Consider the following 19615-nt stretch of genomic DNA (forward strand, 5'->3'; position numbering starts at 1 on the left):
AAGAAAGACCCCGTGGCTCGCACCACGGGGCCGCCCCCGATTCACACAATGGTTCAGTCTTCAGGGAGCCCCGGGCGAGATCATGACCAGCCCACCCGGGACCGCCTGAAAGTGGGCCCGGTTCACTAATATTTATGCTCCCCTGTGAACCGGGCCCGGAGTTCCGGACGCGCAGGCAAGGTTCCCCTGGATCCTGCGGTCCGGACCGGTCGACCTCGGCTCTCCCCCTCCAGTCAGAGCCGCCTGGTCGACCTCCACCAGGGTTCGGGCATCGCCGACCCTTCCTTCATGGTCCCGTGCAACTGGCCCCATTCCATCCGGGCTTTCCTCAATGCCCACCGGCATTCCGTGACACCGCCGGAGATCCTGAGAACCTCGGAGAGAACGTCGTACCGACCAGTCACAAAAGTCCGCCCCTCATTGTCATCCGCACCGAGCACCCGCCAGGAGGAAGGAGGTTCCTGCCCCGCCCGGAGGCGCACATCGAGTCGGTCGAAGAGTCCATCGACCGCATTCAGCCGCTCGACCGAGTGCGTTGGAAGCCCTGGTGAGAACAGCATACCTGTCATAACGGCGACGAGGGAGTCCATCTTCGGCTCCTCTTTCCGACCGGAGAATTCCTCGCCGCAACGCGTCATGTGTGCCCCCAGGTGATAGGCCAGCAGCGCACACTCGACCTCGGGGCACTCCTCCAGACCTGGCTTTTTCCGGAAAACATGCTGGTCAGGGCGCTGCTTGCCCCTGCGAGAGAGAGACGCGCCTGCCCCGCCGTGGGACCCGGTTCGGGTTTGGGGCGTAGACATTTCGTCTTTGGTGACGTTCCGCCACCAGCCGATATGGGCGTTTTCTGACGTGCCCCGATACCGATCATTCACCGATTTCACCCACCCGCACACCGAAAATTTTTTCCTGCGGACCGCTCGAGATCGGCAGAGAGGGCCCACTGGGACCCCCGAACACGAGGATTCGAGCCGAGGATTCGTAATCCGGTGGCGAGGCGGCAGCTGCGGGAGAGACGGAGACGAGGGCGAGGGAGGGCGCCGGCGGCAGGTCAGCCGCGTAACGACGGACCCGGTGAGAGCGAGCCCGGCGCGGGGGCCGGGCCGTCGGCTGAGCGGGCACACGGAGGTCCGGCACCGCCCGGGCCGGGGCGTGAGCGAACGAGTGTTCGCGTGGCGTGGCAAGTAGGGTCTGCATGTCGATCTGCTCTTTTCAGGTCGGCCATGGCCCCGGGGCGTGCTGCTACACGTCGCCGGGGTTTCTTATGCACTTGCTCTTTTACTGTACCCCTCTGATCTTGGCAGTGTCATGGTTAACCCGGGATCTCCCCAAAGAAACTCAGTGACCCGGACTCCGCCATGCTTTAAACATGGACATTCCAAGTGGATACGGACCGGACACCGAGATGGACGACCAGGCCATGGATCCGGTGTGGGTACAGCTCACCGCGATCCTGATGGCCCGCATCGACGCGGGGGTCTATCCAGAGGGGCGGGCGATCCCTTCGCTCAACCAGCTACGCCAGGAGTTCGGTGTCTCCAGAGGGACGGTCGTCAAGGCGACCGGGTACCTGGAAGAGAACGAGATCGTGCGTGCAGTTCACGGGCGTGGAGTCTTCGTTCTCCCGAAGCAGTGACCGCAGAGCCTCCTACGCAGAGGCACTGCACTCCGGGGGTCGGTGGCCACGGGGGCCTGCCGACAACTGGGGAAACGACGTCGGACATGACAAGCGGATCCGTTCGCTTGTCCCGGACCCGGGGGTGCTTGTGGCGCCCCCGGGTCCCTGCTTGAGGATTTCGTGAGGGTCACGTTACCTCAACTTGTATGCCTTGTGGGCAACGTGGCCCATATGTTTGCCGTCCAAGACATCTTTAACGTCTCTGCCATGGATGTTGACCGCTTCGACCCGACCCCCATCTACAAACAGGTGGCGAAGGCGATCCGCAACCGGATCAAGTCCGGGGAACTCCAGCCGAGAGACCCGATCCCGTCCGAGTCGAAGATGGTCTCCGACTACGACGTGGCCAGAGATACGGCCCGAAGAGCGGTGGCCCTGCTCCGCTCCGAGGGCTGGGTCGTGACACTGCCCCAGCGGGGCACGTTCGTCTCCGACTCCCCCGGCACACCGCCGAGCACCTGACACCGCCCCTTCCACGACCGGCCCCGGACCGATGAACCCCGCCCGTGCGTACGGGCGGGGTTCGTCGTTCTGCCCGGCCTCCGGGCACATCCCGGGCAGTGGACGTCAGACGCGGCTTCCGGGATGCGCTGGGCGCGCGGGCTCATGGGTCCCGACGCTCCCGCCGGGCCGCTCGGCCTGGCCGGGGTGTGTGGTGTCGCGGTTCCACAGTCCGCCGACGGACACACCGCAGTCGGAGCTGTTGTAGTTGAAGCTCACGCTGCCCGCCATCGCGTCGACGGTGGTGAAGGTCGAGCCCTCCGGACCGAGGCTGGAGCCGCCGCCTCCGCCGGCGCCGCCGTTGAGCACGGTCAGTTCCGCGGAACCGCCTCCGCCCCCGCCCTGGGCGCCACCGCCGCCACCGCCGCCTGCGGCGCCCAGGTCCTCGTCGTCGGAGGGGCCCTCGGCCCCGTCCCCGCCCATGCCTCCGCTGCCGGGCGCACCGGGCAGGCCCTGGTCCGTGGTCTTTCCGCCGGCGCCGGGCGCGTCGGCGGTCGCGCCCCCGCCGCCCCCGCCGAGCTCGTCGTTGTCGGGGTGGGGCCGACCGTCCTGGCCGTTCTGCCCGCCGTCTCCCCCGTTGCCGCCCGGGTAGTAGATGTCGGAGGAGCCGTCATGGCCCCGGCCGGCGCCGCCACCGCCGCCCGCGGCGATGACGAGGTCCTCCCCCGCGTAGGTGACCACGGTCGCGCCGCCGCCACCGCCGCCGCGCAGCGTCAGGAGTCCGGGACCGCCGGAGGTGCCTCCGTCACCGCCGTCGCGTCCGTCGCCTCCGGTGGCTCCCCTGCCCCCGGAGGCGGTCCCGGCGGTGTTCACGGTGAAGTCCTCCCCCGGGGTGGCCCGCACGGTCGCGGTCACCTGGGTGGCGTGGCCTCCCCTGCCCAGACCCGTCCCGCCGGCGTCCGAGTCGGCCCCGTTGGAACCGGACGCGACGATCTCGATGTCGCAGGTGGTGGACGAATCGCCGGGCAGGGTGAAGGACAGCTCGGCGCCGTCCTCGTAGGTGTACCTCTGCGTCACGTTCTCCGCGGCGGCCGGTGCCGCGCCCGCTGCGTACAGGGCGCCCGCTGCCAGGCCGATCACCGAAACAGCACTCACAGCGCGTTTGTTCACATTCATGGTGAGCACGCTAAGTAACCGATACTCCGTCGGGGGGTAACGACNTGCAGAGCCCCACCATCCGCCACTCACAGGACATCGGCGACCAGACCGGGCACCGGCACGGTTCCTACCGCGCATCCCCTCGAACACCATGAACACACCCGGTCATCACGGCCCCACGTTTCGGCAGGGCCCCGGACGGCGTCTGCCCTGCACACACGGGCGAGCACCCCACTGCGGCCTCAGCGACCGGCAAATCTTTCCACAGGACTCGACAATCAACCGGCGCCGCCGGGCAGAGCACCCCTAACCTGAGGCAGTCCCGCACCCTTCAGCCACGGGCTCGCACGTCGGGGCGCATACGAAGCGCTCCGACCACATCATGCGCACCATCGGGGGACGACAAGAGCTCGGGCGGGTGCGGGACCGTCATTTCCACGGCTTCACACTTCGGGGGCAGGGTGAAGATCGCTTATCTGATCAACGACATGTACGGCATCGGGGGCACAGTGCGCACCGTCGCGAACCAGACGGCCGCGTTGTCGAGCCGCCACGAGGTCGAGATCGTCTCGGTCTTCCGGCACCGCGACGAACCCGTACTGCCCGTACCGCCGGGTGTGCGTCTGAGGTGGCTCGTCGACACCCGCGACAAGGAACAGGTGCCCACCGGCGAGGGCGGGCGCCCCCTCCACGAGAACGACCCCCGGGCCGGGCAGCCCCCGGAACGCTTCCCCGTCGAGGACGGCCGGGGAGAACAGCACAGCCGCCTGACCGACGACCGCCTCACCGAATTCCTCACCACCACCGACGCCGACGTCGTCGTCGGTACCCGTCCCGGGCTCAACATCATCATCGCGCGCGAGGGGCCGGCCCGCCTCGTCAAGATCGGTCAGGAACACCTCACCTTCGAGCAGCACAACGAGTCGCTGCGCCGGGTCATGGCCCGTACCTACAAGGACCTGGACGCCTTCGTCACCGTCACCGAGGCCGACGCGCGCACCTACTCCGTGCGGATGCCCCTGCCGGGGGTACGGCTCGTGGCCATCCCCAACTCCGTTCCCCGCCCCGCCTTCACCACCGACGGCACCAACACCCACACCATCGTCTCGGCCGGGCGGCTGGCACCCAGCAAACGGCACGACCTCCTCGTGGACGCCTTCGCCGACGTCGCCGACGAGCACCCCGACTGGACCCTGCGCATCTACGGGCGCGGCAGCCAACGCGGCCGCCTCGCCCAGCAGGTGCGCGAATTGGGCATGCAGGACCGCATCTGGCTCATGGGCGCCCACCCGCGCGTGGAGGAGGCCTGGGCGCAAGGCGCGTTCGCCGCGGTGACCTCCAGCGAGGAACCCTTCGGCATGACCATCGTCGAAGCGATGCGCTCCGGCCTGCCCGTGGTGAGCACCGACTGCCCCCACGGCCCCTCCAGCATCATCAAGGACCAGCAGGACGGGTTGCTCGTGCCCAACCGGTCGGTCTCCGGTATCGCACGGGGACTGTCCGAACTCATGGGCAACGATTCCCTGCGGCGCCGGATGGCCTCGGCCGCCCTCAACGACTCCGAACGGTTCGACCCCGCGCGAGTGGTGCGCCTGCACGAGCAGCTCTTCGACGAGCTGCGCCTGGACAAGGCCCAGTCCGGGCTGATCCACCTGTCCGCCACCCAGGTGCCCGCGGCCCGGGTGGCGGGCGACGACGTCGCCGACCTGGACTCCGACCTGCCCGGGGACCCCGTTCCCGGACCGGCCACGGGCGCCGGCGCCGACGTCCTCCGGGCGCCCGCGCCCCGCATGGAGAAACCGGCCTCCTGCCTCGTGGAAGCCACCGGCGACGGGAAGACGGCGCTGATCTTCACCGACCCGCCCGACGGCGTGGTGCTGTCCATGCCGGGCGAACGCCACACACACGTTCCCGACGGGCAGGGGCGTGTGGTCATCGACCCCTCGGTCGAGCACCTGACCGCGCGGGCCTGGGACGTGATGCGCGTCGACGGGGAGGAGTCCTCGGCCGTGGAGGACGTGCAGATCCACCAGTACGGGTATCCGCTGCGGCCCGAGGACACCCCGCACCTGGCATTGGCGATCCCCGCGCGCAGCGCGAAGGGGCGGCTGCAGCTGCACCTGCGGCGGGCCGCCCACCACGCCGAGGTCGAGCACGTGGAGGTGCACGACGGGCTCATCACGATCCAGGGGCACGTGCTCGGCCGTACGACGCCCGACCCCCGCGCGCGGCTGGCGGTGCGGCTGCGGTCGGCGTCCAAGGTGATGCGGGAGTTCTCCGCCCCGGTGGCGCCCGACGGGAAGTTCACCGCGGTCGTGGACCCGGCCGTCGTGGTGCGCGGCGGCCAAGGGGAATCGGAACGCTGGGAGCTGCGCCTGGCCCTGTCCGACGGGAGCGAGGCCACGGTGGGACGGCACCTGCCGGGCGTGGTGGGCTACAAGCGCATCATCGACTACCCGTCGGTGGAGGTGAGCCCCGACCGGGCCTACGGCTCGCAGGTGCAGCCCTACTACACGGTCAACGACCGGTTGGCGTTGATGACCTCCCCGGTGTCCCCGACGCTGAGCGTGCAGACCGTGAACGTGCGGCCGCGGCACGAAGGGCGGCTGCAGATGGACGTGCTGCTGGACGCGGTGCTGCCCGAGGGCGCCGAGTGCGCGGTGGAGGTCGTGCGCGGAGAAGGGGCCGGGCAACGGTTCCCGCTGCACGTGACACCGGCGCGCGGCGCCGACGCGACGCAGCTGCAGGGGGTGTTGAAGCGCCTCGGGTTGGAGGAGGAGACGTCCGAGGCCTCCTCGTGGCAACTGCGGTTCCTGGTGGGCCCGCCCGGTGCGCTGGACCGGGTTCCCGCGTCGGCGATCCCCGGGCGCACCCACCGGCGCTGGCACCACGGAGGCCACGTGCGGTCGGCGACGGTGGTGCCGCTGGACACGGGGGACGTGCGTGTGACCGTCGCGGACGTGCACGTGGTCAACGCCCTGCGGCGGCGGGTGTTCTGAGGGGGCGGGGCGGAGTGGCACCGTCTCTCCCCCCGCCTCGTACCGGTGGTGCGGGCGGCGGCGCCCGGCCGGTCCCGAACAGGCCGCCGTGACGGACGCGGGTGTCAGACCCTGTTCCTGGGCTGCCGCCATGCACAAATCAGAAGCAGGGATGGCCGATTCGGGCTCTGGCACGGACGACTCGCTCCGGGTGGCGGCAGCGGTCCGGGACTGCCTCGCACCGTTGCGGGTGTCGGAGGTCTTCGAGCCGGTGGTCGAGCACGTACTGCGCGGCACCGGGCTAGAGGCCCTGGCGACGTTGCGCGGGCGGCCGGCCGGCGCCGACATGGTCCCGGCGTCCGGGGCGCCTCGTGGCTCATCGTGCTGGCCGACGACGTGACCCGTGCGTACGACCGCGCGGACGGGGACGATGCCGAGGACGTCCAGCGGCGGTGGGATCCCCGCACACTCGCCGAGGTCGCCCGAGCCGGCGGCGCCCCCGGTCGGACCCCCGTGCACGCCGCTTCGACCGCGTCGTCGTGCAGATGTACGCCAACCCCTGAGCGGATCGGCTCCTGAGCGCGCGGGCCACCGCCTACCGGTGGGCCGCGCGCGGTGCCCCGGCCGCGCCCCCGGACTCGGCGAGGATCTCCTCGACCGGCTGCGCACGCCGGATCCCCTCCCACCGCACACCGCCGTCCGGGTCCACCTCGTAGCCCCGCACCTCCGGGCGCGGCAGGGCGTTGTAGGCGAACGGGGTGGAGAAGTAGTACGCCCCGGTGTCGTGCACGGCGACCAGGTCCCCGGGTTCGGCTGCGGGCAGTTCCACGTCCTCGGTGAGCAGGTCCCCGGAGAAGCAGCACGGTCCGGCCACGTCCGAGCGCAGCCCGGCACCCTCCTGCCCGGACCCGGCGTCCTTGAGCTCCCCGCCGGGCGTGTGGAGACCGACCCGCAGCGGCCAGGACTCGGGGGCGAACGCGGTACGGGTCGCCACCTGCGCACCCGCGTGGGTGATGAGGACCTGCCTGCCGCCGATCTCCTTGACGTACTCCACCCGCGCCACGATCGTGCCGGCCTTGGCCAGCAGGGAACGCCCGAACTCGGTCGTGAGGGCGTAGCGGCCGTCGAAGAGCCCCGGCACCGCGTCCTCGATCGCCGCCCGGTACTCCCGGAAGGTCGGCGCGGTCTCCTCGGAGGCGAAATTGACCGGGAGCCCTCCCCCGATGTCGAGCCGGTCGACCTGGCGGTATCCGAGGCGGGCGTTGATCTCCTCCGCCAGCTCGTACACGGCCGCGATCCCGGCGGCGATCTGCTTCAACTCCATCCCCTGGGATCCGGAGTGCACGTGGAGCTGGTTGAGCCAGGGGCGCGCGGCGTAGGCCTGGAGCAGCATCTCCCTGGTGCCGGGGTCGGCCAGGCCCACGCCGAACTTCGAGGTGTGCGAGGCGGTGCTCATCGCCTCGATGCTGCCGGCACCGGTCTGGGGGTTGATGCGGAACCCGATGCCGGGTGCGGGGCGTGCGGGGTCGTGGGCCACGTCCGGGCGCAGGTAGTCGATCCGTTCGAGTTCCTGGACGTTGTCGATGTTGAGGTCGGCGCCGAGTTCGAGGGCGTGGCGCAGTTCGGTGCGGGTCTTGGCCGGGGAGTCGAAGACGATGCGGGAGGGATCGAACCCGGCCTCCAGTGCCATGGCGAGCTCGCCGGGGCTGGCCACCTCGCATCCCATCCCGGCCTCGGCGAACCAGCCGAGCACCGGAACCAGGGTCGCGGCCTTGGCCGCCACCGTGTGCAGCCTGCGTCCCGGGCCACCGAAGGCGTCCTGGAGTTCACGGACGCGGTCCCGGACCGCCTGCCGGTCCAGCACACCGATGAGCGGGTGGTCGTCGTTGTCGAAGACGCCTTCCGCGGCCAGGGTCTCGAGGGCGTGTGCCCGGCGTTCGACGAACTCCATGCCTGTCTACCTCCTCGGTCCTACGCCCGCCCGGCCTCCTTCTCGGCCGATGCGCTGCGGTGTCCGCGCTGGTCCTGCCGCCGGAGCGGACGATCCCCGAAGGCTAACGGTGAGCCGTCGAGGACGGCCCGGGCGGGGACGCGCTCGGGCCGCGCCGGGGATCCCTGCTCTTTCGGCGCGGCCCGGCCCCGCGCGCCGTCCTGGATGATCAGGGCGGGGGCGGGCCCGCCCCCGTCAACGCGCTAGTGCGCGACAGAGAAGTAGGTGGGCTCCAGGTACTCCTCCAGGCCCATCTCAGCGCCTTCGCGGCCCAGCCCGCTCTGCTTGACCCCGCCGAAGGGGGCGCTGGGGTCGGAGACGAGTCCGCGGTTGATGCCGACCATCCCGGCCTCCAACCGCCCGCCGATACGCATCGCGGCATCGGCCGACCCCGCGTAGACGTAGGCGGCCAACCCGTACTCGGTCGCGTTGGCCTGCGCGATCAGCTCGTCCTCCTCCTCCCAGACCAGGACCGGCGCCACCGGGCCGAAGATCTCCTCGCGCACGATCGCGGCGTCGGGGGCCGCACCGGTCAGCACCGTGGGCGCGACGAAGGAACGCGGCAGGTCCGAGGGGACCGCGGCGTGGTGGGCCACCCGGGCCCCGCCGGCGATGGCGTCCTCGATGAGGGAACGGATCCCGTCGGCCGCGCCGGCGGAGATCACCGGCCCGATCTCCGCGCCCTGGTCACCGCGGCCCACCTGCAGGGCCTCCACCGCCTTGCCGAAGCGTTCCACGAAGGCGTCGGCGACCCGGCGGTGCACGTAGAACCGGTTGGCCGCCGTGCAGGCCTGCCCGGAGTTGCGGAACTTGGCGACCATCGCGCCCTGCACGGCGGCGTCGATGTCGGCGTCCTCCGCGACCACGAACGGGGCGTTGCCGCCCAGCTCCATGGAGGCGTTCAGAACCCGGTCGGCGCACTGGGCCAGCAGTGTGCGGCCCACCCCGGTCGAACCGGTGAAGGACAGCTTGCGCACGCGCGGGTCGGCGAGCCAGGCCGAGACCACCGGCGCGGCCGAGGTCGTGGGCACCACGTGCACCGCGCCCTCGGGCACCCCGGCCTCCAGCAGGATCTCCCCGATCGCCAGCGCCGTCAGCGGGGTCTCCGCGGCGGGTTTGAGCACGGCGGTGCACCCGGCGGCCAGAGCGGGGGCGATCTTGCGGGTGGCCATCGCGGCGGGGAAGTTCCACGGCGTGACCAGGGCAGCGACCCCGACCGGGGCGCGTGTGACGATGTTGTGCACCCCGCCGCCGGGGGCCGTACCGAAGCTGCCCGGGACGCGGACGGCCTCCTCCGCGTACCAGCGGAAGAATTCGGCGGCGTATCCCACCTCGGTCTCGGCGTCGGCCCTGGACTTGCCGTTCTCGGAGACGATGAGGGCGGCGAGGCGGTCCTTGGCGGCGATCATGCCCCGGTGGGCGGCGCTCAGTACCTCCGAGCGCCGGCGCGGCGGGGCCGCCGACCAGGACGCGAAGGTCTCGTGGGCCTCGGCGACCGCCTTCAGGGCCGCGTCGGGGCCGTGGTCGGGGGCCGTGCCCACCACGGCGCCGGTGGCGGGGTCGGTCACCTCGAAGCGGGTGTGGGTTGCAAGCTCCATGATCGTGTTCCTCCTGTCGGGTCGGTCGGGCTCAGGAACGCCGCAGAGCGTCGGTGAGGACCTCCAGGCCCTCACGGAGCAGCTCGTCGCTGATACTGAGCGGGGGCAGGAGCCGGATCACGTTGCCCCAGGTGCCGCAGGTCAGCGTGATGACCCCGGCCTCGCGGGCCTGTTGGGCCACACGCGCGGTGAGGGCGGCGTCGGGCTCGCCCGTGGCCGGGTCGAGGAGCTCGATCGCGAGCATGGCGCCGCGTCCGCGGACCTCGGCGACGCGGGGATCCTGTTCACGCACGCGCGAGAGGTGGCCGGTGGCGATCTTCTCGACCTGGGCGGCGCGCTCGAGCAGGCCCTCCTCCACGATCGTGTCCATCGCGGCCAGGGCGGCGGCGCAGGCGATGGGGTTGCCCCCGTAGGTGCCGCCGAGCCCGCCGACGTGGGGTGCGTCCATGACTTCGGCGCGCCCGGTGACGGCCGAGAGCGGCAGGCCCCCGGCGATCCCCTTCGCGGCGGCCACGATGTCGGGTTCGATGCCCTCATGCTCGGAGGCGAACCAGTCTCCGGTGCGGGCGAACCCGGTCTGGACCTCGTCGGCGATGAAGAGCACGCCGTTGGAGCGGCACCAGTGCACGATCTCGGGCAGGAAACCGGGCGCGGGGACGATGAAGCCGCCCTCGCCCTGGATCGGTTCCATGACGACCGCGGCCAGGCTCTGCGCTCCGACCTGCTTCTCCAGCTGGTCGATGGTGCGCGCGGCCGCCTGGGCGCCGTCGAGGCCGTCGTGCAGCGGGTAGGAGCCCGGGACCCGGTAGAGCTCCGAGGCGAAGGGACCGAAGCTGTGCTTGTAGGGCATGGTCTTGGCGGTCAGGCCCATGGTGAGCGTGGTGCGCCCGTGGTAGGCGTGGTCGAACGCGGCCACCGCCTGCCGTCCGGTGTGGGCGCGGGCGACCTTCACGGCGTTCTCCACGGCCTCGGCGCCGGAGTTGAACAGCGCCGTCTTGGCGGGGCCGGGGACGGGCACCAGCTCGGCGAGGCGCTCGGCGACCTCCAGGTAGTGCTCGTAGGGGGTGACCATGAAGCACGAGTGGGTGAACTCCCCGACCTGGGCGCGTACCGCTTCGGCCACGCGCGGCTCGGAGGCCCCGACGGTGGTCACGGCGATGCCCGAACCGAAGTCGATGAGGCGGTTTCCGTCGACGTCCTCGACGATGCCGCCGCCGGCCCGGTGGGCGAAGGTCGGCATCACGGCGGAGACGCCGCGCGGGACGGAGGCCTCGCGGCGGTCGGCGAGTGCCTGTGCGCGCGGCCCGGGGAAGGTGTCCCCGAGGTGCCGGGACTGGGCGAGGTCGGCCATGGGAGCCCCCTGAGGTGTGGCGTGGGTTCCCCTTCATCGTCTGCGCGGACCTCTATGCTGTCCAATGCCTATTTCTTTGATCACGTATGCTCAGCAGGCATGGAAATCCGCCTGTTGCGTTACTTCGTCGCCGTCGCCGACGAGGGCACCGTCTCCCACGCCGCCGAGCGCCTGCACATGACCCAGCCTGCACTGTCCCGGCAGGTCAAACAGCTGGAGAAGACGATCGGGGTCCGGCTGTTCCAACGGGCGGGAACACGGCTGAGGCTGACCAACGCGGGTGCGGAGTTCCTCGGCGAGGCGCGTGACCTGCTGCGCCGGTTCGACCAGGCCGCACGGCTCGCCGCCCACCTGTCCGCCGGGCACCTGACGGCGGTGTCCTTCGGCGCTCCGAGTACCACGCTGGTCGACATCGTGGCGCCCTTCATCGCCGGGTTCGAGCCCGAGGACCCCGAACCGAACGTGACCAGCATCGACATCGATCCCGACCTGCCGGAGCTGATGTCCAGGATCGACATCGCCATCACCACGCAGCCGCCCCCGGCGGGGTTCTCGGGCCTGACCCTGGCCCGGCTCCCGGTGTGGGCGTACGTGCGCGAGGGCCATCCGCACACGGGGGCGCAGAGCATCGAGGTCGGTGCTCTGGTGGAGGAGGATCTGGTGCTGCCGACCCCGGACTTCGCCGCGCGCCGACTGCTGGACCACACGGTGCGGGGCCTCGGAGCGCACTACGGGACCGTGGTGGAGACCTTCAACGGCGAGATCGCCCAGGCCCTGGCGGCCGCGGGACGGGGCGTGGCCGTGGTCACCGACGACCCCAGGTTCGGGCTCCGGCCCCGGCGGATCACCGACAGCGGGCGGTGCTTGGAGGTGTCCCTGCACGCGGTGTGGGCCCACGACCACCACGCACGGGCGTTACTGGAGACCATGGCGCTGCGGTTGCAGGACTTCTGCCGGCAGCGTTACGGGCCGACGGTGGACGGGGGCGGGAAGGCGGGTCGCGCTTGGTGAACACTGGTCCGGCACCGAAAACGGGGACCGGAAAACCGGACTCTTCGCTACACATTCACCTCACAACCCTCACAGGCACCACAAAAGACAGCAAGCACGAAAAACCGAACAGGCATTCGTACCACCGGCGTGTCACGCCTGTGCCTTGATGAGCCGCTGCGCCTCGCTCAACCGGTCCAACAACCAGTCCGGTATGTGGTCGGAACTGCGCGGGAAACGCTGCACGTCCCACAGGTAACACCGGGGGTCGGGGGCGGGATCGAACTCGGGCGGGTTCTTCTGGTCGAACTCCAGCCCGATCTCCCCCGACTCCGCGATCCGGAACCTCGCGCGGAACCACGTGCCCTTGCCCTGCTGGTACATGCCGGTGCGCAGGGTGTGGAGGAGCCGGTCGGCCTCGGTCGGCAACCACTCCTGCTGCGTCCCCGACTCGTTCCAGTCCACGGTCACGCGGGTGTCCGTCACCCCCAGGACCTCCTTGTGGTCGATGACGATGCCGGTCCAGGCCCCCTTGGAACGCAGGGCGTCGAAGGTGCGGTCCACGATCTCCTGCACGACGTCCATCATCGCCTCTGGGGTGATCCCGCCCGGGACCGCATCGGTCTCGCGCAGCAGAGCGGTGTCGGTGTGCGCGACCCACTCCCCGGGGCGGTCCTCCACGTGCTCGGGCGGGGGGCCGGTACGTTCCTCGGCGGCACCCATGAGCCTGAGCTGGAGCCAGTCCGGACGGTGCCCGGGTTCGCGCGGAAAACACACGTGGTCGAGCGCGAAGCTGTGGTCGGGGCGCGCCTCGCCGAAGTGGGGTTCCTCGTCGTAGTCGTAGCGCACCGAGTAGCGGCCGGGGCGGTCGACCTCCAGATGGGCGGTGTACCAGGTCCCCTCACCTTCCCGGTACATCCCGCGTCGCAGGTCACTCAGGGCCTCGGGCGCGGCGGCCGGCGGCAACCAGTGTTCGGTCCGCCCGTCGGAGAACATGGCCTCCAGCCGCACCGTCGCGAAGTCGACCAGCCCCGCGTAGACCAGCCGGAGTTTGATCCAGTCGGCCGGCGCCGAGGCGAGCAACTCACCCGAGACGCGGCGGAGGAGCTCGTCCTGCTCTACGGGGGACATCGCCTTTCGGGCACTCATGGGATCGCTTTCTAGTCGCACCGAAAATCCGACCGGGCGTTCTCAGGCCGCACGTCCAGCAATACTATTTGCGTTCGATGGTGGGTTTCGGGACCTTCCACAGAATGTCCCGCAGTACCGCTGCGTTTTGTCCACACCCCACTACCGAGCCGCCCCACGGAGGGATATCCTGCACCGTGCGGCCACCCTCCTCACGTTCCCTCACCCTCCAGGATCCAGCATGGGACGATTCCGCGACGACCAGGGACAAGCCAGTGTCCTGTTGCTCTTCGGCCTCACCCTCGCCCTGCTCGCCCTCACCGTGCTGTTCGTGCGTGTGGGCGGGGCCAACGATCTGCGCTCGCAGGCCCAGACCGCAGCGGACTCCGCAGCGCTGGCCGCCGCGAGCGCGCTCCAGGACGGGGCCGCAGAGGACCTCGCGAGCGGGATCTTCCCCATGCCGGCCTACGACGAGGACGCCGCCACCGAGCGCGCCGAGGAGTACGCCCGCGCCAACGACGCCGTGCTCACCGACATCCGGGCCAGCGACAACACCATGGGGCGCAACGGCAACATCATCCGTGTCGAGGTACGCGGCGCTCTGTGCCAGAAGGAACTGGAGGAGGGCGCCGGCGGCGAGGGATGGAACGACGTGGTCTGCGACGGCGAGGAGGAGGACGTCGACACCATCACCGGCAACGCCTCGGCGATCGCCATCGTGCACGCCCCCGACCAGTGCGACCGCGACGGCCAGGACCTGAGCTGCGGCGGGTCGACCATCGACGACGTCTCCGGGGCCCGGTCGCTCGTGGACGTCAACCTCGTCGACGAGGAGGGCGAGTACGCCTTCGACCCGGACTCGGCCGTCTTCGCGAGCGGGGCCACGACCTCCTGCGGGCCCCTGGCCGTGATCCCCGAGGCGTGCGCGACCCACGAGATCATCAACGAGGAGTTCCCCGGCTTCTACCTGTCCGCGGGCGGTTTCCGCGCAGAAGCCGACAGCGACCACGGCCACGGCGAGGCGATCGACTACATGGTGGCGCCGCTGGGCGCGAAGCCGACCGACGAGATGCACCAGACCGCGCTGACCGTCGTCAACTGGGCCATCGAGAACCACCAGGAGCTGGATATCAAGGGCCTGATCTACAACCGGGAGATCTGGAACCCCGCACTCGACCCCAGTGGCACCTTCCCCGGCACGGGACGGCCGCACGGCCTCGATCTGGGCAACACCCAGGGCCACGTGGACCACATCCACCTGGCCATCGGACCGCCGCCCATGCGCTGACCTCCCACCGCGCCAAGACCTCCAAGCCACACGAGGGGCTCGGCCCCAGAGCAGGTGCACGGTGCAGACCCTCCCCGGCCAAAAGAAACAGGCATGATCAGCCATGTGAGGGGCTCAGCCCTCAGAGCAGGTGCACGGTGCAGACCCTCCCCGGCCAAAAGAAACAGGCATGATCAGCCATGTGAGGGGCTCAGCCCTCAGAGCAGGTGCACGGTGCAGGTTCTCCCCTCCCCCACAGGCGACAGGTCCGCTCAGCCACAGCCCTCGCGCGGTGCGTCGCCCCTTGGGCCGAAGGCCCCCCTTGCGCGTTCCGCGCGGTGGCCTCCCCAGCCCTCTATACGCGGTATCTGGACGCCCGGAGCCCCTCAACCACTCACGCACGGGGGACGCGTGAGCCCGCGCCTTGTCCTTGGCCTGGCCCGGGGCAAGGCCCCTCCCCACAGGAATGGGAGAAGGCATGCGCAGAGCCGCACGCCAGGGGGGTTGGACCCCGACCACAGACAAAGCCCGACCCCAGGAACGGGACACAGGGGTGCCGAGGGGAACCACGAACACACCCTGAAAAGAAGAGGAGAAGAGGAAGAGCCTGAAGAGAAGAGAGAGCCTGGAGCGAGGGAGGCCTGGCACCGTGCACCTGCTTTGGATCTGAGCCCCTCGTGTGGTTGAGCAGAGACACCCCCTGGGGCGGGGGTTCGCCTCTGTCTCTTCCCTCTTCTGTGGGGAGGGGCCTTGCCCCGGTCGAGCCCAAAGACACGGTGCGGGCTCACGCGCTTCTGTGCCCGGATGGCTGAAGGGCTCCGGGCGTCCAGAGACCGCGTACAGAGGGCTGGGGAGGCCACCGCGTGNTTGTGGCTGAGCCAACCTGTCACCTGTGGGGGAGGGGAGAACCTGCACCGTGCACCTGCCCTGGAGCTCGGCCCTTCGTGTGGCTGAGCATCCGGGTCTCTTATGGACCGGGAGACCCAGCACCGTGCACCTGCTCTGAGGCCCAGCCCCTCACATGGTTGAGCATCTGGGTTTCTTACGGCCGGGGAGATCCAGCACCGTGCACCTGCCCTGAGGGCTGAGCCCTTTGTGTGGTTGAGCGTCTGGGTTTCTTGTGGCTCAGGGGAACCTGCACCGTGCACCTGCACTGGGGACCAACCCCCCACATGGCTGGGGCGGGCATGCCTTGCGTCCATGGTTGTCCACAGGTACGGAATTCGGCCTTGTGGTCGGCTCGGGCCGCGCCGAACCTGGGCTCATGAGCGTCGAGACGAACCCTCCCGCCCGCTTGCCCCATCATGAGGCGCTGCTGGCCTGTGCCACGGCGTTGCTGCCGCAGCTGCACCCGGCGGCAGTCCTGTCCGAGCGTTCGGCCGCTTACCTGTGGGGTGTGGACGCTTTCCCCCAGGCCGGGAACATGGCCGGGCAGGTGCAGCACGTATGCCTGCCCCCTCATGCGCGCGGTCGGGAGCAGTCCTCGGTGCGCGTGCACCGCGCCCGGTTGGAGCCACAGGAGCGCGCCGAGACGGAGGGCCTGCCGCTGACGGCGCCGATGCGCACGGCGGTCGACTGCGCGGTAAACGCGCGCTCGTTGTACCTGGCGACGGGACTGGTGGACCGTTTCTTGGCGGCAGGGCTGGTGAACGCCGACGAGCTGGCGAGCCAGGTGGGGCGACCATGGTCGCGACCGGCACAGGCGCGGTTGAAGCGTGTGCTGGCGTTGGCGTCACCGGAGAGCCAGTCACAGCCGGAGAGCTGGGCCCGCGTTCTGTTCTGTGAGGCGGGACTGCCTCCGCCCCTTCCGCAGTGCCGGGTGCGCACACGGCTGGGGGGACTGCACGCCGACCTGGGGTGGCCGAGGCAGGCCACAGCGGTGGAGTTCGACAGCGTGCGCCACCACAGCACACTCGTACAGCGCCGTCGGGACGCGGCGCGGTGGCGGGCGATGAGGGCAGCGGGATGGGTGGTGGTGTCGGTGAATCTGCGCGATCTGGGTCCGGGCGCGCGGGCGCTGGTTCAGCGGGTGCGCGTGTTGTTGTAGGAGCGCGGATGGTGCTGCACCCCGAGGGAGGCGGAGCGCATCGACCGGTCCTTGTGGCGGTTGCGCGGGCGCGCGCCCGTGCTGCGATGAGGAGGTGGCGGGTGCACCCGGACGGTGGCGCGGGGGTTCTGGAGTACGTGGCGGTGGTGGTCCTGGTGGCGGCGTTGACGGTGGTGTTGGCGGCGGGGGTGCCGTGGGAGCGGCTCTCGCGCGGGGTCGGTGGTGCGGTGGATCGGGCCCTGGGTGGTGAGGAGGGCCCCGTGCCGGTCCCGGTGCCCGAGGGCGAGTGGACGTTGGATCCGGTGGAGGCGGCCGATGCGGTGCGCCGGTGTCTGGACGGGGTGTGGGTGCCGGACCCGCTCTCGCGGGTGGACTGCGCTCTGGCTCTGCTCGGGCTGTTGGATGCTCCGGTGCTGGAGCGGACGGTGTTGCGGTTGGAGGCGGAGGAGCTGCACGAGTTGTTCACGAGCGGGCGGTTCAGTGCCTCGACGGTGGCGCGCCGGGTGGTGCGGACGGTGTGGGAGCAGGCCTCCGAGCGGGTGTGGGAGCGTCTGGTGCACACGAGCACGTTCGCGTTCCTGCGTCCGGTGCTGGAGGACCCGCGTGCGCAGTACGCGCTGCGCTTCGTTCAGGTCGGTGCGCACTACGTGCGTCCCGCCCTCGAACGGAAAGCGGTGACACCGCGTCATACCCCGCGTACACCTCATGCCCGCGCGCGGTACCTCGACCCCTCGGGCGCACCACGTCAGAATCGAGCCCCAGCACGTGTCGCCGTCGCCTTCCCCCACCCACGGCACCGAGACCGGCCCCGACCATACGCCGCGGCGCAGACCCCACTGGCTGTTCGTGGCCGCAGCGGTGGTGTTGTGCCCGGCGGTGTTGGTGGCCGGGTGGTCGGCGGGACATCTGGTCACGCACGGCCCGACGGAGGACCCTCCGGATCGCCAGGACGTCCCTCCGTCGGCGCCTGCCCCGCCGATGGAGGAGGCAGAACCGGGGGATGCCGGGGACTTCGTGCGCTCGGCCGCGCTGCGGATGGATGCGGCACGGCGCTTCGATGTGACCTTCTTCGTGCACGGGGCGGGCACGGACGAGTCGGCGGGACCGGCTTCCTTCTCGGCCGGGGCGCCCGATCCGGGGCACGGTCGGGCCACCTTCGACGCCGCCTCGGATCCGCAGTTCGAGCACGCCTTCACCACGTTCGGCGGCACGCAGGTCTTCCGTTACGGGTCCGGCGGGGGACGGTGTCTGACGGCCACGGGGCCGGGCACCCCGCAGCCGGCGGCGATCGAGTCGTCCTCCGCCGCCGACGAATACCTGTGCACACGCGACTTCGGCTCGGCGAAGCTGTGGGAGATCCTGGCCTCGTCGGCGGACCTGGAGTACGCGGGCGAGGAGAGCACCGAACTGGTGCCGCGGGTGGAGCGGGAGAACGCCGAGCGCGGCCCCGGCGGGCCGGAGCGGGTGTCCGCGCACCGCTACACGGGCACCTTCACCACACTCATGGGCGGCTACGATCCCGAGGCCGGGGCCAACGTGCTCTTGCCGGTGGAAGAAACCGGGTTCGAGCTGTGGATCGACGGGGACGGGCTCCCCCGCCGGCTGGTGCACGAGGACGGCGCGGGGACCGGGGAGACCTACGACTACCACGGGCTCTTCTGACACCCGCCGTTCACCAGCGAGGGCCTCGGCAGAACGTCCTCGGCCGTCCCCGGCAGTGCGCCCTCAGCCGGGGACCCCGGCGCCGTCACCGATCAGGTCGGGGACCTCGGTGGCGGGGTCGAGCTCGTAGTCGTAGGGGGGATCGGGGACCTCCCCGCGGATCTCCGGTTGCGGGGTGTCCACGAGCAGGTTGTCGCGGGCCACGGTGTTGCCGGGGTCCTCCCCGGCGGGGCGCACCGACTGTTCGGCGTCCTGGAAGTAGTTGCCCTCCACCAGCACGTTCGAGTCGTGGGCGGACTCCACCCCGTGGTCGGCGTTGGAGCGGAAGTAGTTGTTGAACACGTGCACGTGTGCGGCGTTGCGCGCGCGGGGGTGGTTCCCGGAGGTGCCGTCGAAGTGGTTGTGGTGCACGCTCACGTGCAGCGCGCCGGGCTCGTCGTCGGCGTCGCCGACGGTCAGGGCCGAGGAGGCCTCCTGGAAACGGCTCCAGGACACGGTGACGTGGTCGGCGCCGTCGGCCACCTCGATCAGTGCGCCGTCGTCGCCGCCGGTGAAGGTGGAACGGTGCACCCAGACGTTGCGGGATCCGTCGCGCACGGCCACGGCGGTGCCGTCGGTGTCGAAGGCCAGGCCGTTCAGGACCACGTTGTCGGCGCCCTCGAGGACCAGGCGTCCGCCGGTGAGTTCGGTGCCTTCCTCGGCCCCGAGGAGGGTGGTGTCGGAGGGCACCTGGACGTCGCCGTCGAGGTCGATGCCGCCGTCCAGTTCGACGACGACGGGACCGTCGGTCTCCAGGTGGTCGGCGAGCTCGTCGGCGTCGGTGGCGGTCACGGGGTCGGTGGCGCCGCCGCCGGTCCCGGCCCGGTCCTCGGGGGCCCGGCTCGGTTCGTCCTCCTCGTCTCCGCTGTCGGCCGGGACCTCGGTGACCCAACCGACCGGTACCTCGCTCTCTTCCTCCGGGGGCGGGCTGGACTCGTCGGCCTCGCTCTGCTCGGCGTCGGCGCCGACGGGCGGGTCGGAGGGCTCGGGGTCGGCCTCCTGCTGCTGTGAGCAGGCGACGAGGGCGGCGCACAGCAGGGCGGCGGGGGCCCGCAGGAGGATCGGGTGCAGTCTCATCGAGTACTTTCCAGCGAGGGAGGGTGGGGGCGAGACGGCCCTCGAGGGGGCGTTTTGCCCTCGATTGTTGCATCCTCCGGGCCTGCCGTGCGCCGGGAGAGCCGTCACAGCAGGCGTTCCCGTACATAGGAAGGGGCGCCGCACCCCCGGTGAGGGGCACGGCGCCCGGGTGGGCACCTACCGGTACCGGCCCTTACTCTGCGCTCCGGCC

At 70.7% G+C, this 19615-nt stretch carries 15 protein-coding genes; 7 read left to right on the forward strand and 8 right to left on the reverse strand.

The genetic code is table 11. The features are described 5' to 3' along the window. Positions 1-233: 233 nt before the first annotated feature. Positions 234-590, reverse strand: a complete 357-nt coding sequence (locus D473_RS0113425) for a hypothetical protein (protein ID WP_017609580.1) — start codon at positions 588-590, stop codon at positions 234-236. A gap of 779 nt (positions 591-1369) precedes the next feature. On the opposite strand from D473_RS0113425, the gene D473_RS0113430 reads away from it, so the two are divergent. Further along, the gene (locus D473_RS0113430) at positions 1370-1636 is read left to right on the forward strand and encodes a GntR family transcriptional regulator (RefSeq protein ID WP_026126918.1); all 267 of its coding nucleotides are present in this window, start codon (positions 1370-1372) and stop codon (positions 1634-1636) included. Between the two features lie 249 nt (positions 1637-1885). Further along, on the forward strand, positions 1886-2140 hold the full coding sequence (locus tag D473_RS0113435; protein ID WP_026126919.1) for a winged helix-turn-helix domain-containing protein: 255 nt from the start codon (positions 1886-1888) through the stop codon (positions 2138-2140). A gap of 105 nt (positions 2141-2245) precedes the next feature. On the opposite strand, the gene D473_RS26935 is transcribed toward D473_RS0113435, so the two are convergent. Further along, the gene (locus D473_RS26935) at positions 2246-3295 is read right to left on the reverse strand and encodes a hypothetical protein (RefSeq protein ID WP_152436846.1); all 1050 of its coding nucleotides are present in this window, start codon (positions 3293-3295) and stop codon (positions 2246-2248) included. Positions 3296-3738: 443 nt separating this feature from the next. Between D473_RS26935 and D473_RS0113445 the strand changes: the two genes are divergently transcribed. Beyond that, on the forward strand, positions 3739-6276 hold the full coding sequence (locus D473_RS0113445; RefSeq protein WP_017609584.1) for a glycosyltransferase family 4 protein: 2538 nt from the start codon (positions 3739-3741) through the stop codon (positions 6274-6276). 574 nt (positions 6277-6850) lie between these two features. On the opposite strand, the gene D473_RS0113455 is transcribed toward D473_RS0113445, so the two are convergent. From D473_RS0113455 to gabT, 3 genes are all read right to left on the reverse strand, one after another. Next, positions 6851-8206, reverse strand: a complete 1356-nt coding sequence (locus D473_RS0113455; RefSeq protein WP_017609586.1) for a type III PLP-dependent enzyme domain-containing protein — start codon at positions 8204-8206, stop codon at positions 6851-6853. A 242-nt stretch (positions 8207-8448) separates the two neighbouring features. Then, entirely contained in the window at positions 8449-9843 is a 1395-nt protein-coding gene (locus tag D473_RS0113460; RefSeq protein ID WP_017609587.1) for an NAD-dependent succinate-semialdehyde dehydrogenase, read from the reverse strand. Between the two features lie 31 nt (positions 9844-9874). After that, entirely contained in the window at positions 9875-11194 is a 1320-nt protein-coding gene (gene gabT, locus D473_RS0113465; RefSeq protein WP_017609588.1) for a 4-aminobutyrate--2-oxoglutarate transaminase, read from the reverse strand. Positions 11195-11293: 99 nt separating this feature from the next. Here gabT and D473_RS0113470 point away from each other — a divergent pair, with 99 nt between their 5' ends. Next, complete coding sequence (locus tag D473_RS0113470) at positions 11294-12205, forward strand: LysR family transcriptional regulator (RefSeq protein WP_017609589.1); 912 nt, start codon at positions 11294-11296, stop codon at positions 12203-12205. Positions 12206-12337: 132 nt separating this feature from the next. Here the strand turns inward: D473_RS0113470 and D473_RS0113475 are convergent, their stop codons facing one another. Beyond that, positions 12338-13333: a hypothetical protein gene (locus D473_RS0113475; RefSeq protein ID WP_152436847.1), complete on the reverse strand. Its 996-nt coding sequence runs from the start codon at positions 13331-13333 to the stop codon at positions 12338-12340. Positions 13334-13553: 220 nt separating this feature from the next. On the opposite strand from D473_RS0113475, the gene D473_RS0113480 reads away from it, so the two are divergent. Beyond that, the gene (locus D473_RS0113480) at positions 13554-14600 is read left to right on the forward strand and encodes a pilus assembly protein TadG-related protein (protein WP_051043058.1); all 1047 of its coding nucleotides are present in this window, start codon (positions 13554-13556) and stop codon (positions 14598-14600) included. A 1243-nt stretch (positions 14601-15843) separates the two neighbouring features. Beyond that, positions 15844-16626, forward strand: a complete 783-nt coding sequence (locus D473_RS25735) for a hypothetical protein (protein ID WP_017609591.1) — start codon at positions 15844-15846, stop codon at positions 16624-16626. Here the strand turns inward: D473_RS25735 and D473_RS27470 are convergent. Further along, positions 16602-17081: a hypothetical protein gene (locus D473_RS27470; RefSeq protein WP_161626425.1), complete on the reverse strand. Its 480-nt coding sequence runs from the start codon at positions 17079-17081 to the stop codon at positions 16602-16604. The genes D473_RS25735 and D473_RS27470 overlap by 25 nt on opposite strands. A 310-nt stretch (positions 17082-17391) precedes the next feature. Here D473_RS27470 and D473_RS0113490 point away from each other — a divergent pair, with 310 nt between their 5' ends. Next, positions 17392-18288 carry a hypothetical protein gene (locus D473_RS0113490; protein WP_241474789.1) on the forward strand — a complete coding sequence of 299 codons (897 nt, stop codon included), beginning with the start codon at positions 17392-17394 and terminating at the stop codon, positions 18286-18288. 63 nt (positions 18289-18351) lie between these two features. Here D473_RS0113490 and D473_RS0113495 read toward each other — a convergent pair whose 3' ends face one another. Then, entirely contained in the window at positions 18352-19404 is a 1053-nt protein-coding gene (locus D473_RS0113495) for a pectate lyase family protein (RefSeq protein WP_017609594.1), read from the reverse strand. Between the last annotated feature and the right edge of the window lie 211 nt (positions 19405-19615).

It is taken from the genome of Nocardiopsis xinjiangensis YIM 90004, from assembly GCF_000341145.1.
Taxonomy (GTDB): domain Bacteria; phylum Actinomycetota; class Actinomycetes; order Streptosporangiales; family Streptosporangiaceae; genus Nocardiopsis; species Nocardiopsis xinjiangensis.

Coding starts and splice junctions, on each gene's coding strand:
- D473_RS0113425 (WP_017609580.1), bottom strand. CDS start 590: ATGGACTCCCTCGTCGCCGTTATGACAGGTATGCTGTTCTCACCAGGG.
- D473_RS0113430 (WP_026126918.1), top strand. CDS start 1,370: ATGGACATTCCAAGTGGATACGGACCGGACACCGAGATGGACGACCAG.
- D473_RS0113435 (WP_026126919.1), top strand. CDS start 1,886: ATGGATGTTGACCGCTTCGACCCGACCCCCATCTACAAACAGGTGGCG.
- D473_RS26935 (WP_152436846.1), bottom strand. CDS start 3,295: ATGAATGTGAACAAACGCGCTGTGAGTGCTGTTTCGGTGATCGGCCTG.
- D473_RS0113455 (WP_017609586.1), bottom strand. CDS start 8,206: ATGGAGTTCGTCGAACGCCGGGCACACGCCCTCGAGACCCTGGCCGCG.
- D473_RS0113460 (WP_017609587.1), bottom strand. CDS start 9,843: ATGGAGCTTGCAACCCACACCCGCTTCGAGGTGACCGACCCCGCCACC.
- gabT (WP_017609588.1), bottom strand. CDS start 11,194: ATGGCCGACCTCGCCCAGTCCCGGCACCTCGGGGACACCTTCCCCGGG.
- D473_RS0113470 (WP_017609589.1), top strand. CDS start 11,294: ATGGAAATCCGCCTGTTGCGTTACTTCGTCGCCGTCGCCGACGAGGGC.
- D473_RS0113475 (WP_152436847.1), bottom strand. CDS start 13,333: ATGAGTGCCCGAAAGGCGATGTCCCCCGTAGAGCAGGACGAGCTCCTC.
- D473_RS0113480 (WP_051043058.1), top strand. CDS start 13,554: ATGGGACGATTCCGCGACGACCAGGGACAAGCCAGTGTCCTGTTGCTC.
- D473_RS25735 (WP_017609591.1), top strand. CDS start 15,844: ATGAGCGTCGAGACGAACCCTCCCGCCCGCTTGCCCCATCATGAGGCG.
- D473_RS0113495 (WP_017609594.1), bottom strand. CDS start 19,404: ATGAGACTGCACCCGATCCTCCTGCGGGCCCCCGCCGCCCTGCTGTGC.